The sequence below is a fragment of the Microbacterium profundi genome (assembly GCF_000763375.1).
Classification (GTDB): Bacteria; Actinomycetota; Actinomycetes; order Actinomycetales; family Microbacteriaceae; genus Microbacterium; species Microbacterium profundi.
The window spans coordinates 306,005-319,307 of the sequence record NZ_JPSY01000003.1 but is presented as its reverse complement, the minus strand read 5'-3'; the positions used below and the strand labels follow the sequence as shown (position 1 = coordinate 319,307).

The window sequence follows — 13,303 nt, the reverse complement described above, 5'->3', positions numbered from 1 at the left end:
ACCTGGAAGGGGTTCGGATCATTGTGATCCGAACCCCTTCTTCATGCCCACAAGGCACTATCTTGAATCGGGACGAGAGGATCACCCACCCATGACCGAACGCACCGGACGCCGTCGCGTCCTTCTCAAACTCTCCGGTGAGGCCTTCGGCGCTGGACAGCTCGGCGTCAATCCCGATGTCGTCGGCCAGATCGCACGAGAGATCGCGGCGGCCGTCGACCAGGTGGAGATCGCGATCGTCGTCGGCGGTGGGAATTTCTTCCGCGGTGCGGAGCTCAGCCAGCGCGGGATGGACCGGGGACGCGCCGACTACATGGGCATGCTCGGAACGGTCATGAACGCGCTCGCTCTGCAGGACTTCCTCGAGCAGGCCGGAGCCGCCACTCGCGTGCAGTCCGCCATCTCGATGACGCAGGTGGCCGAGCCGTACATTCCGCGCCGCGCGGAGCGGCACATGGAGAAGGGTCGTGTCGTGATCTTCGGCGCCGGCGCAGGACTCCCGTACTTCTCGACCGACACGGTCGCAGCGCAGCGCGCCCTGGAGATCGGGGCCGACGAGGTGCTCGTGGCCAAGAACGGCGTGGACGCCGTCTACACCGCCGACCCCAACAAGGATGCCACCGCGACCCGCATCGAGCAGGTCACCTACCGCGACGCGCTGCAGCGCGGCCTCAAGGTCGTCGACTCGACGGCGTTCAGCCTCTGCATGGACAACAACATGGACATGCGGGTCTTCGGCATGGAGCCCGCGGGAAACGTCACCCGCGCGCTTCTCGGCGAGGCGATCGGCACGCGCGTCTCCGCCTGAGGCGCGCCACGCCGGGTCCGAGCGCATGCCCGGATAGAATTACCGGAACACCACGTTGCTGGAACACCCCGACGATAGGAGTCACCGTGATCGCGGATGTCCTCGCTGAAACCACCTCCCGAATGACGCGTGCGGTCGAAGCCGCCAAAGAGGACTTCGCCACGGTCCGTACCGGACGGGCGAACCCGCAGATGTTCCAGAAGGTGATGGTGGACTATTACGGTTCACCCACACCCCTCGCGCAGCTCGCGTCGATGGCGAACCCTGAGGCACGTTCACTCGTGATCACGCCGTATGACAAGACCGCGCTGAAGGCCATCGAACAGGCGATCCGCGACATGCCGAACCTGGGCGCGAATCCCACGAACGACGGCAACATCGTGCGCGTGACGATGCCCGAGCTCACCGCCGAGCGCCGCAAGGAGTACGTCAAGCTCGTGCGTACGAAGGGCGAGGACGCGAAGGTGCACCTCCGCGGCATCCGTCGCAAGTCCAAAGATGAGCTCGACGCGCTCAAGAGCGACGTCGGCGAAGACGAGATCTCACGTGGCGAGAAGGAACTCGACGCGATCACGCGCCAGCACGTCGACCTCGTCGACGACGCCCTCAAGCGCAAAGAGACCGAGCTGCTCGAGGTATAACCCAGGATGAGCGCCGCAGCCGGCTCCGCCGACGAGCAACGCCCGCTGACGCGGCGCGAAGCACGTGATGGAGCCACCCCGGAAGTCGACCTCCCCGTCGTGGACGAGGGGTCGATTCCGCCGCGTCCGCCGCTGCCGGCCGGGTCTGCGCATCCTGTCGATCCGACCGCCGCGATGCGGGAGCAACTGCGCCAGGCCAGGGGCGAGTTCGAGACTCATGTGACTCAGGCCAGGGAGCATCTCGATCAGGCGAATGAGCGGATAAAGGCGCGCACCGGCCGCGACCTGATCCTCGCGATCCTGGTCGGGCTCGGATTCGGTGCGATCCTGCTGGCCTCGCTGATCTTCATCAAAGAGCTGTTCGTCCCGATCGCCCTGGCGATCGCGGTGCTCGGGATCTTCGAGCTGGCACGGGCGCTGAGCGCTGCGGGCCGCCGGATCGACCTCGTCCCGCAGATCATCGCCGGCGTCGCGCTGGTGCTCGCCGGCTACTTCGCACCGCCGTGGCTCATCTGGGTCGCTTTGCTGGTCGCCGTCGTGTTCGTCGTCGTGTGGCGTCTTCTTGCGCAGATGATGTCGAAGGACGGCCGTACATACGGTGACGTGCTCACCGATGCCCTCGTCAGTGGCTTCGTCCAGGTGTACGTGCCCTTCCTCACCGGCATCGCTCTGCTCCTGCTCGCCCAGGAGGGCGGGCAGTGGTGGGTGCTCGCGTTCGTCGCGATCGCCGTCGCATCCGACACCGGCGCCTATGCTGCCGGACTCGCCTTCGGCACGCATCCGATGGCGCCGCGCATCAGCCCGAAGAAGACCTGGGAAGGCTTCGCCGGCGCTGTGGTCGCTGCCGTCGCCGCAGGCGTGCTCCTCGCGATCTTCCTGCTCAACCTGCCGTGGTGGGCGGGCGTGATCTTCGGCGTCGCCATTCTGCTCACCGCCACCCTGGGCGATCTCGCCGAGTCGATGATCAAACGTGACATGGGCATCAAGGACATGAGCTCATGGCTCCCCGGCCACGGAGGGCTCCTGGATCGACTGGACAGCATCCTTCCCTCGACCATTCCGGCGCTGAGCCTGTACTTCCTGCTCTCGCCTTGGATGACGCTTCCATGACTTCGGATACGGTGAACGGTGTGACTGAGATCGACGACGACAAGGCGGCGCCCGCCTTCGGACTGGCGAGTGGTCGCGAGCGCGGATACCACCGCGTCGCGGTGGACACGTTCTTGGCTGCGGCCCGTGACAGCTTCGAGGACGACACCGACGATCTCTCCGCCGCCGACGTGCGCGTGGCATCCTTCCCGCTCGTCAAGGGCGGATACGACATCGCTGAGGTCGATGCCGCTCTCGGGCGTGTGGAGGATGCGCTGGCCGCACGGCAGCGTGAGCGCGCCGTGCGCGTCGAGGGTGCGCAGGCATGGGTCGAGCACGCGCGCTCGGATGCGCAGCTCATACTCGACCATCTGGCGCGCAGCCGCCGGCACAAGTTCGCACGCACGGGCTTCCTGTCATTCGGATACCGCGTCGACGAGGTCGATCACGTCGCCGCACGGATCGTACGGTACCTGCGCGATGGTGATGAACTGTCGGTCGAACAGCTGCGATCGGCTGCATTCCGGATGCAGCGCGGCGGCTACCGCGAAGAGCAGGTCGATGCGCTGCTGGATGCCACGATCGACGTGATCCTCGCGGTTCGCTGAACGACCGTCCCGGCATTCGGATGGAGGTCTCAGGCGCGGCTGGTTACACTGAAGCTATTGTGACTTCCGGCACCGAGATCGATCCCGCCATCGCCAGCGATGCGCCGGTGAGAACCGCACCCAAGAAATCACCCGCGCGCACTCCTCGTCGTTGGTCGCGCAGGCGTGGTGTCGTCGGCGGCTTCGCGGCGTTCGGCGTCGTCGCCTTCGCAGCCGCGATCGTGGCGCCCACAGGCATGGCGCTCGCGGATCCTCCGGTGGCAGACGTGCAGACGCCTTTCTCGCTCGCAGTCCAGGACACGCAAGATCTGACGGTCACGGCCGAGGGCGCTACCATCGCGCCGGTCTCCCGCGGCGCCTACGACGTCTATGTGACACCGACTCCCACGCCCACTCCGACGCCGGAACCAGAGGTCGCGTCGACCGATTCGGATTCCTCGGATTCCTCAGGAAGCGCCGGCCCGCTGTACTACACGGGCGGCGGTGCACCGGCGGAGTGGATGGCGGCGGCCGGCATCGCGTCGAGCGACTGGGGCTATGTGGACTACGTCGTCTCCAAGGAGAGCGGTTGGAATCCGAACGCCACGAACTCCTCGTCCGGCGCGTGCGGTCTCGTACAGGCGCTGCCGTGCAGCAAGGTGCCGGGCAACGGCTACGACCCGGTCGACAACCTGCGCTGGGCGAACGGCTACGCGACAGGACGCTACGGCAGTTGGGCCGGGGCTTACGACTTCTGGATCAACAACAACTGGTGGTAATGCTCCGACATGCCACGCTCGCACAGGCGGCGCCAGGAGCGCCCTGACACTGACGACTCCTTCGACCGGCTGCTCTCGGGCTGGAAGCGCGCAGAGACGCGCCAGGGCCGGGAATGGACTGTGCAGCCGGTGTCGGGGCAGCAGGCCCAGAAGGAATACATCTGCCCCGGATGCGGCGGTACGATCGTCGCCGGCACTGCGCACCAGGTCGTCTGGCGTGCCGACGGTGTGCTCGGCGATGCGGCCGACCTCGCCGCGCGGCGGCATTGGCACACACACTGCTGGAGGATGGCGTGAGCCTGGAGATCCGCGGACCGCTGGAGCTGCCGGCACGGCGGGAGGCGATCGAACTGTCCACGGCGGATGAGTTGACGCTGGTGGGCGAATTGGCACTCCCCGAGACCGATGCACCCGTTGCGACGCTTGTGACGCTGCACCCGCTCCCGACCGCCGGTGGGTTCATGGATTCGCACATTCTGCGAAAGGCCGCCGCGCGCCTCCCCGCCCTGGCAGATCTGGCCGTGCTGCGATTCAACACGCGTGGTACGACGTCGCCGCGTGGCACGAGTCAGGGGAAGTTCGACGGCGGCGAAGCCGAGCAGTTCGATGTGGCCGCGGCGATGGACTTCGTCCATGAGAGGGCTCTGCCGCGTCCGTGGCTGCTGGGCTGGTCGTTCGGCACTGAGCTCGCACTGAAGTACGGGCGTGAGCACGACGTGGAGGGCATCATCCTGCTCTCGCCCCCGTTGCACAGGGCGACTGCGGATGATCTCTCGGCGTGGGCGGGCGATGAGCGCCGGGTGATCGCGGTCATCCCCGAGCTCGACGACTACCTGCGCCCCGAAGAGGCTCGGGAGCGCTTCGCGTCGATTCCCGACATCACGCTGATCGATGTCGAAGGCGGCAAGCACCTGTGGGTCGGAGAGGCCCAGACGCGCCGCGTGCTCACCGAGATCGTCGCCGTGGTGAATCCGGATGCGCTGCCGCTCCCGAACGAATGGCCGGTCATCTCTCGTTCATGCGGGGGATGAGCACCTGACGGTAGATGATCAGGATGCTCGCCGCGACCGGAATCGCGATGAGTGCGCCGAGCAATCCCAGCAGCGACCCGCCGGCGAGCGCAGCAACGACGACGACTGCCCCGGGAACCGAGACTGCGCGACTCATGATGCGCGGTGAGATCACGTACGCCTCGATCTGCATGTAGATCAGGTAATAGACGCCGGCCGCAATCGCCGTTGCCGGGGAGCCGACACCCGGAATCAGGCACGCGAGCACGATGAGCGTGGAGCCGGTGAGGGTTCCCACGAGCGGGATGAGCGAGAAGAAGAACGCGACCACCGCGAGCACGGCGGCGAACGGGTGGCCGATGATGCTGAGGAAGATCGCGCTGAGCACACCGTTGATCACGCCGAGCGTGACCTGGCCCATGACGTAGTAGCCGACCGAGTCGGTGATCTGCTCGGCCAGGTCGACGAAGCGAGGGCGTCGGGATGCCGGAACCAGCTGATAGACCGAACGCTTCAGAGACGGCGTCGACGCGGTCAGATAGATGGTCAGGATCAGCACGATGAAGGCGCCGAACAGTCCGGTCACGAGGTTGAGGCTCACAGCGATCACGCCGCCGGTGATGTCACCCATGTTCGCGAGCAACCAGTCCTGCGACTCGGTCAGGATGCGATCGATGTCCAGTGCCGGGAACACTGCTCCCAGCCACTCCCGCAGATCGCCCCAGATGTCGTTGCTCGACTGGACGAGCGCGGTGATCTGTTCCACGAGCTGGCTCACCTGGTCGATGATGATCGGCAGGACGATGAGCACGATTCCGGCGAAGATGCCGAGGACACCGAGGATCGTGAGGATGACCGCGAGCCAACGCGGCAACCGACGGCGCTCCAGGAACGAGATGACCGGATCGAGCCCGAGGCTGATGAACAGCGCGGTGCCGACGTAGAGCAGCACGGTGGAGAGCGATTGCACGCTGCCGATGAGCAGGATGCCCAGTCCCACTCCGAGCGTCGCCACAAGGGCCGTGCGGAACGGATTGTGAACCTTCATGGGCCCTCCTCGACAAGACTGATCTCAGGGTAGTCGGCAAGCGGCGGACGCCATCGACGACGTGCCGCTCGGGGAACGTTGCCGCCCCCTCGTAGTCAACACTCAGCCTGTTTCGATAGTCTGAAACGTCGAGCGGAGATCTGGGCGAGGCGCCCGGATCACGTAAGGAGACTTTTCGTGCGTTTCGTATGGGCCGTCGTGGCCTTCGTCCTGGCCACGCTTCTCATCGGAGCAGGCATCGCTCAGCGAACCATCTTCATGGGTCCATCGGCCCAGCAGACGGAGTTGAGTGTCGAGGAGCCCGCGCCCTTCACGCTCGTGGACGGAGCGGTGCTCCGTGAGAATCCGGGCCAGCAGACGCTGCTGGTCCGCGGCGAGGGCGACATCTTCGTCGCCTATGGTCGCACCGCCGATCTGAAGGCATGGCTCTTGGATGCCGAGTACAACGCGGTCGCACTCGACTCCGACGGCGAGAGCGTCTCCACTCTCGTCGAGCCGGAGGTCGCACCGGAGGACGAGAGCGGTGCCGCCGAGGGTGACACCGCCGAGCCGGAGGGCCGCAACCCAGTGGGGTCGGATCTCTGGCTCGATTCCTTCAGCGAGGCCGATCAGCTGATCACCGACATGCAGCTGCCGGAGGGCATGAGCGTTCTCATCGCGAAGGACGGAACCCAGGACGCACCCTCGGATGTCGTCGTCTCCTGGCCGCTCGATCGGTCCACGCCCTGGGTCGGACCGCTCATCGCCGCAGGCGGCGCTGTGCTGCTGTTCGGCCTCGTCATGTATGTGCTGGCGATCCGCCATCAGCGCAGGGGACGCGGTCCGCGCCGCAAGGGGCCAGGTCCGATGCCGGCCACTGAACCCATCGACCTCGCCGTCGAGTCGGCACCCGTTCGCGAGTCGCTCGAGGCCACTGGCGACGCCGAACCCGCATCCGACGGCGCACCGGAGGAGAAGAGCGCGCCGAAGAGCGAGCGCCGTGCGCACAGCGTGCGCCGCAGGCTGCTGGTGCTGCCCGCATTCGGAGTGGCCGCGTTGCTGTTCGCCGGCTGCTCCAGCGACTCGTGGCCGCAGTTCGCAGATCCTTCGCCGACGCCGTCGCCGACGCAGACCGTCATCACACCGGAGGATCAGAAGCCACCGGCAGTCACAGAGGCTCAGGCTTCCCGCATCCTCAAGAGCATCGCCGGCACTCTTGAAGAAGCTGACGCGTCGCTCGACATCGACCTCGCCGGCACTCGTCTGGCCGGTGCCGCGCTTGCAGCGAGGAGCACCGACTACACCCTGCGTGCGACGCTCACCGACCGTGCACTGCCCGCCACCATCCCGACCGATGTCATCGAGGTGCTCCTGCCTCAGGCGACGGACGAGTGGCCGCGCACCGTTCTCGCGCTCAGCAAGAGCAAGAGCGACGACACTGTGCCACCGGTCATCCTCACCATGACGCAGGCCGATCCGTGGTCGAACTACCAGGTCGCCAACGTCGCCGAGATGCAGGCTTCTGCCGAGGTGCCGGAGCTCGCCCCCGCATGGCTGGGGACCAGCCTCATCACGGAGAACGCATCCGCGTTCCTCGCACTCGCACCCGAAGAGCTCGCGACGGCCTTCGCGGATGTGGTGGACAGCGGCGAGAAGAGCGAGTTCCGTTCGCTGTTCGATCCGGTGAGCATCACGCTGGCGGACTCCATCTCGGCGAGCCGCGCGGCCGTCACGCAGTCGCTCGTGGACAACGGCGCCGCCGAGACCTCGAGCACAGCGTTCGACATCGTGCCGGCCGACCAGCCCGCCGTGGCCTTGGCGACGCTGGACAGCGGAGCGATCGTGGCCGTGTCGATGGTCGACAGCGAGACCATCGCGCCGACGTCGACGGACGCGGTGATCAAGTTCGGGGAGAACCCCGAAGCGAAGACGCTCACTGGGGTCGAGGAGGCTGCCAAGGGCGTCGTGACCACATATGGACTCCAGCTGTTCTTCTCGGTGCCCGCCCAGGGGTCATCGGAGCAGATCCGCCTCCTCGCCGTGCGTCAAGACATCCTCAACGTGGAAGTGATCCAATGAGCGACATCTCACCAGCCGCCCTTCGTGGCGCCGTCGACCTCTCGAGCCTGCGCAACCGACCGGCGCCTCCCGCCGACGCCTCGCCGGCACCGGCGGGCGCCGAGACTCCAGCCGCGGGCGGATTCATCGTCGATGTCACGGACGCCACGTTCGGCCAGATCATGGAGCTCTCGCGCACCGTGCCGATCGTCGTCGACCTGTGGGCCGAATGGTGCGGGCCCTGCAAGCAGCTCAGCCCGATCCTCGAGAAGGTCGTCACGGAGCTCGGCGGACGTGTCGTGCTCGCCAAAGTCGACGTGGATGCGAATCCGCAGCTCGCGCAGAGCTTCCGCGCGCAGTCCATTCCGATGGTCGTCGCCCTGATCGCCGGGCAGCCGGTACCGATGTTCACCGGTGCGGTTCCCGAGGAGCAGGTGCGTCAGGTGTTCGATCAGCTGCTGCAGGTGGCCGCCCAGAACGGTGTCACCGGATCAGTCGCGGGCGCTGCGGCCGACTCAGGGGAACCGGGTGCCGATGACGCGGAGGAGCCGCAAGAGGCTCCGCTGCCGCCTCTGCACGCGGAGGCGTTCGCGGCGATCGAGGCGGGTGACTTCCCGGCGGCCATCACCGCCTACGAGAAGGCGCTCGCGGAGAACCCGCGCGACGAGGACGCTCGCGCAGGACTCGGCCAGGTGCGGCTGCTCGATCGCGTGCAGGGCCTCGATCTTCAGCAGGCGCGGGCGGCCGCAGCTGCTGCACCGCTCGACGTGCAGGCGCAGTTCGCCGTCGCCGACCTCGATATCTCCGGTGGCCACGTGGACGACGCGTTCGGAAGACTGCTCGATCTCTTCGCGGCCCTGCCGTCCGACGAGCGCGCCCCGGTGCGGGAGCGCCTCGTCGAACTGTTCGGGCTCATCGGCACCGGCGATGCTCGGGTGATCGCGGCGCGCAACCGCCTCTCATCGCTGCTGTTCTAGTCGCTCCGCGCGGTATCGCAGCCAGATCGTCGACAGTGCAGGCAGGGTGATCTTCGTCGTCGGAGTGCCGTGCTCGCCGTCGACATGCGCGGCGATGCGGCCGTAGTTGCCGATCCCGGAGCCGCCGAACTCCACGGCATCCGTGTTGAGGATCTCGTCCCACACGCCCTGCACCGGCAGGTGCAGCGGGAGTCCGGCGCGTTCGACACCGGCGAAGTTGCTGATCACCACGATGCGGCCGCCGTGTTCGTCACGGCGTTCGAAGGCGATCACGTTCGGATCCCACGACGGTGCGCCGAGGCGACGGAAGCGCGTGCTGTCGCCGTCTCGTTCCCACAGCGGAGCGCTGGCGCGGTAGGCGCCGTTCATCTCGGCCACGAAGTGCTGCAGCTGCGCATGCGACGGTTGATCGAGGAGCCACCAATCCAGCTGCCTGGACTCGGACCACTCCGCGAGCTGTCCGAACTCCTGACCCATGAACAGCAGGTTCTTGCCAGGGTGCCCCCACATGTACGCGAGATAGGCACGCACGTTCGAGAGCTTGTGCGCGTGATCGCCAGGCATCTTCGACAGCAGACTGCCCTTGCCGTGCACGACTTCGTCGTGGCTGATCGGGAGCAGGTAGTTCTCGCCGAAGGCGTACACGAACGAGAACGTCATCTCGCCCTCGTGGTGCGCACGATACATCGGGTCGCGCGCGATGTACTGCAGCGAGTCGTTCATCCAGCCCATGTTCCACTTGAACCCGAACCCGAGCCCCGCGTGATCGGTGGGACCGGTGACCCCCGGGAAACTGGTCGACTCCTCCGCGATCATCACGATCCCAGGGTGGGCCCGGTACGCGGTCGCGTTGACCTCCTGAAGGAAGCGGATCGCTTCGAGATTCTCCCGACCGCCGTGGATGTTCGGCTCCCACTCGCCGTCCTGTCGCGAGTAGTCGAGGTAGAGTATCGAGGCGACTGCGTCGACGCGGAGGCCGTCGATGTGGAACTGATCGAACCAGTACAGCGCGTTCGCGACGAGGAAGCCGCGCACTTCAGGGCGACCGTAGTCGAAGATCAGCGTGCCCCAGTCCTGATGCTCTCCGCGGCGCGGATCCGGATGCTCGTACACGGGCAGGCCGTCGAAACGGGCGAGTGCGAAGTCATCCTTCGGGAAGTGGCCAGGCACCCAGTCGAGGATGACACCGATGCCGGCCTGGTGCAGGCGATCGACGAGATAGCGCAGGTCGTCCGGCGTCCCGAAGCGCGCTGTCGGCGCATAGTATCCGCTCACCTGATAGCCCCAGGAGCCGCCGAACGGATGCTCGGCGAGCGGCATGAACTCGACATGCGTGAACCCGGTCTCCAGCACATGGTCGATGAGCGGGTCGGCGATCTCACGGTATCCCAGTCCGTTGCGCCAGGAGCCGAGGTGCACTTCGTAGATCGACATCGGCTGTGCGACGGCATGCGTCGCCGCGCGCCGGGTCATCCAGGCGCCGTCCTGCCACGAATACGCGGAGAACGGGACGACCGATGCCGTCAGCGGCGGGACCTGCGTGCGGCGCGCCATCGGATCCGCCTTGAGGATCCAGCGACCGTCACGCGTCAGGATCTCGTACTTGTAGAGCGCTCCAGGGCTGAGGTCCGGGATGAACAGCTCCCAGAGCCCGCTCACGCCCATCGAACGCATGCTGTGGCCCTCGCCACTCCAGCCGTTGTGCTCGCCCACCACCCGGACGGCCCGGGCATTGGGGGCCCAGACGGCGAACGACACTCCGATCTCACCGTCGAGCAGATGCACGTTCGCACCCAGAACCTCCCAGAGGCGCTCATGGCGGCCTTCGGCGATCAGGTGCAGGTCGAGGTCGCCGACGGTCGGAAGATGGCGGTAGGGGTCGCCTGCCACCTGCTCGTCCTGGCCTTCGTATACCGTGGCGATCCGATACGGAACGGGTGATCCGTCGTGCTGCCCCTCCCATATGCCGTGCTCGGCATGGACGAGCGTCAGGCGCGTGTCGTCGCTGAAGACGGCATCCACTCTCTCCGCCAGCGGACGTCGCACGCGGATCGTGGTGCGGGTGCGGCCGGTCGCGTCCTTCATCGGGTGCGCCCCGAGCACGTCGTGCGGAGCGTGATGCGCACCTGCCGCGACGGCTTCCCAGTCGTGTGATGCGACGACGTCCTCGATGTAGTTCATGACCGCTCCTTCACCTTGAGGATGTGCACCGGCTCGACGAAGGCGTCGAGTCTGACGAAGTTGTGATCGGACCAGGTCCATACCGCGCCGGTGACGAGATCCTCGACCTCGTACTCGGTACCGCCGTCGACGCCCCACGCCGATGTGTCCACGTGCACGGTGGTCTCACGCACCGAGTGGGGATCGACGTTGACGACGACGATGATCGTGTCGGAGGACCCGGTGCCGGTGAACGCGGCGTCGAGATGCTTGGAGTACACCAGGATGCTGTCGTCGTCGCTCCAGTGCACCCTGAGGTTGCGCAGCTGCCGCAGAGCCGGATGGGCTGCACGGATCTCATTCAGTCGCCGGAGGAAAGGAGCGAGCGAATCGCCGGATGCCTCAGCAGCGGCGAAGTCGCGCAGCTTGTACTCGTACTTCTCGTTGTCGATGTTCTCCTCGGACCCCGGACGCGCGACGTTCTCGTACAGTTCGAAACCGGCGTACACACCGTAGGTCGGGGCTGCGGTCGCGGCGATGGCCGCCCGGATGCGGTACGCGGCCCGACCGCCGAACTGCAGATACTCGGTGAGGATATCGGGGGTGTTCACGAACAGGTTCGGGCGGAGGAAGTCCGCCGTCCCAGTGGCGAGCCCGGTGAGGAAGTCCTCGAGTTCGCGCTTCGTGTTGCGCCACGTGAAGTACGTGTAGCTCTGCTGGAAGCCTGCCGCAGCCAGGCCCCGTAGCGGGGCCGGCCGGGTGAACGCCTCTGCGAGGAACACGACGTCGGGATGCGCCGCGGTCACGCGAGCGATGAGCCACTCCCAGAACCGGAGCGGCTTGGTGTGCGGGTTGTCCACGCGGAAGATCGACACGCCCTGCGACACCCAGTGCTCGACGATGCGCAGCACCTCGGTCGAGAGCCCGTCGGGGTCGCCATCGAAGTTCAGCGGATAGATGTCCTGATACTTCTTCGGCGGGTTCTCGGCGTAGGCGATGGTCCCGTCGGGAAGGGTCGTGAACCACTCGGGGTGGGAGGTGACCCACGGATGATCGGGGGAGGCCTGCAGCGCCAGGTCGAGAGCGACCTCGAGACCGACCTTCCGCGCCTCGCGCACGAAGAATCGGAAGTCCGCCGGAGTGCCGAGATCCGGATGCACTGCATCGTGTCCGCCCTCTGCTGCCCCGATCGCCCAGGGCGAACCAGGGTCTGCGGGCGCGGCATCCAGGGCGTTGTTCGGTCCCTTGCGGTGCGTTCTGCCGATCGGGTGGATCGGTGGCAGGTAGAGCACGTCGAAGCCCATGGCGGCGACGCCCGGAAGGCGCTTCGCCGCGGTGCGGAACGTGCCGCTCCTGATCGTGCCATCGGCCTTGCGCTTCGCTCCCTCCGAGCGAGGGAAGAACTCGTACCATGCGCCCACGCCCGCGGTGGTCCGCTCGACGACCAGCGTCTGCTCGGCGGAGGCCGAGGTGAGCGAGGCGAGCGGCCTGGCGGCGAACAGCGCGGCGAGGCCTGGATCCGTGGCGACCGACAGTGCGGTGGCGGCATCCGCCCCGGTGAGCGTCGCGGCGACCGCTCTGAGACGCGCGCGCTCTGCCGCGGGCCTGGCCTTCTCGCCCGCGGCGCGCGTGAACAGCTCCCGGCCGAGGGCGGCCATCACCTCCACGTCGACTTCTGCCGCGATCTTCACCGCAGCGGCGTGGGCCCAGGTGGCGTGATCGTCCGCGAAAGCCTCGAACCGGTACCGCCACAGTCCCTGCACATCGAGCGCGATCTCGGTGCGCCAGGAGTCGGTGCCGTCGTGAAGTGCCGCCAGGCGGTGCAGACTCTCCTCGCCGTTCGGCGCCGTAAGACGCACATGCACGCCGATCCGATCGTGGCCCTCGCGGAACGCGACGACCCGGAAAGGCACCACTTCGCCGACGAAGGCCTTGGCAGGGAACCCACCCGGCGCGGCCGGGGTCGCATCCGCGAGCGGGATGCGCCCGGTGAGCGTCTGCGTGAGGTGCGCCGGAGCATCCTTCACCCCGGTGCGTACCGTGACCTCTCGTTCATCCGCGGCACGGGGCCGCAGGGGGATCTGTGCGGGGCTTCGAAGCGCCGCGGGACGATTGCCAGAACGTGCAGCCACACCCTGAATGTACCCCGCCGCGACGAGACTCGACA

At 66.9% G+C, this 13,303-nt stretch carries 12 protein-coding genes; 9 read left to right on the top strand and 3 right to left on the bottom strand.

Going from position 1 to position 13,303, the window contains the following annotated elements:
• The first annotated feature begins 91 nt into the window (after positions 1-91).
• From pyrH to JF52_RS0114215, 7 genes are all read left to right on the top strand, one after another.
• Positions 92-808, top strand: coding sequence for a UMP kinase (gene pyrH / locus JF52_RS0114245; protein ID WP_033107227.1), 717 nt, complete (start codon positions 92-94; stop codon positions 806-808).
• A gap of 86 nt (positions 809-894) precedes the next feature.
• On the top strand, positions 895-1,449 hold the full coding sequence (gene frr / locus JF52_RS0114240; RefSeq protein ID WP_033107226.1) for a ribosome recycling factor: 555 nt from the start codon (positions 895-897) through the stop codon (positions 1,447-1,449).
• Between the two features lie 6 nt (positions 1,450-1,455).
• Positions 1,456-2,559, top strand: a complete 1,104-nt coding sequence (locus tag JF52_RS0114235) for a phosphatidate cytidylyltransferase (protein WP_052167056.1) — start codon at positions 1,456-1,458, stop codon at positions 2,557-2,559.
• Between the two features lie 20 nt (positions 2,560-2,579).
• Positions 2,580-3,146, top strand: coding sequence for a DivIVA domain-containing protein (locus tag JF52_RS0114230; protein WP_372460287.1), 567 nt, complete (start codon positions 2,580-2,582; stop codon positions 3,144-3,146).
• 59 nt (positions 3,147-3,205) lie between these two features.
• Entirely contained in the window at positions 3,206-3,904 is a 699-nt protein-coding gene (locus JF52_RS0114225) for an aggregation-promoting factor C-terminal-like domain-containing protein (protein WP_235272448.1), read from the top strand.
• A gap of 9 nt (positions 3,905-3,913) precedes the next feature.
• A complete protein-coding gene (locus JF52_RS0114220) occupies positions 3,914-4,201 on the top strand; it encodes a hypothetical protein (protein WP_033107224.1) in 288 nt (95 codons plus the stop codon).
• Positions 4,202-4,203: 2 nt separating this feature from the next.
• Positions 4,204-4,935 (top strand): alpha/beta hydrolase, encoded by a 732-nt coding sequence (locus JF52_RS0114215; protein WP_052167086.1) that lies wholly within the window; start codon positions 4,204-4,206, stop codon positions 4,933-4,935.
• Here JF52_RS0114215 and JF52_RS0114210 read toward each other — a convergent pair.
• Positions 4,910-5,962: an AI-2E family transporter gene (locus tag JF52_RS0114210; protein ID WP_033107222.1), complete on the bottom strand. Its 1,053-nt coding sequence runs from the start codon at positions 5,960-5,962 to the stop codon at positions 4,910-4,912. The genes JF52_RS0114215 and JF52_RS0114210 overlap by 26 nt on opposite strands.
• 177 nt (positions 5,963-6,139) lie before the next feature.
• Between JF52_RS0114210 and JF52_RS0114205 the strand changes: the two genes are divergently transcribed.
• Entirely contained in the window at positions 6,140-8,020 is a 1,881-nt protein-coding gene (locus JF52_RS0114205) for a hypothetical protein (protein WP_052167055.1), read from the top strand.
• Positions 8,017-8,976 carry a tetratricopeptide repeat protein gene (locus tag JF52_RS0114200; protein ID WP_033107221.1) on the top strand — a complete coding sequence of 320 codons (960 nt, stop codon included), beginning with the start codon at positions 8,017-8,019 and terminating at the stop codon, positions 8,974-8,976. Before JF52_RS0114205 ends, JF52_RS0114200 begins: the two co-directional genes overlap by 4 nt.
• Here JF52_RS0114200 and glgB read toward each other — a convergent pair.
• Together glgB and JF52_RS0114190 are read right to left on the bottom strand one after the other, a co-directional pair.
• The gene (glgB, locus tag JF52_RS0114195; protein ID WP_033107220.1) at positions 8,959-11,157 is read right to left on the bottom strand and encodes a 1,4-alpha-glucan branching protein GlgB; all 2,199 of its coding nucleotides are present in this window, start codon (positions 11,155-11,157) and stop codon (positions 8,959-8,961) included. The two genes, JF52_RS0114200 and glgB, sit on opposite strands and share 18 nt — an antisense overlap.
• Positions 11,154-13,118 (bottom strand): maltotransferase domain-containing protein, encoded by a 1,965-nt coding sequence (locus JF52_RS0114190; protein WP_052167085.1) that lies wholly within the window; start codon positions 13,116-13,118, stop codon positions 11,154-11,156. Before JF52_RS0114190 ends, glgB begins: the two co-directional genes overlap by 4 nt.
• Between the last annotated feature and the right edge of the window lie 185 nt (positions 13,119-13,303).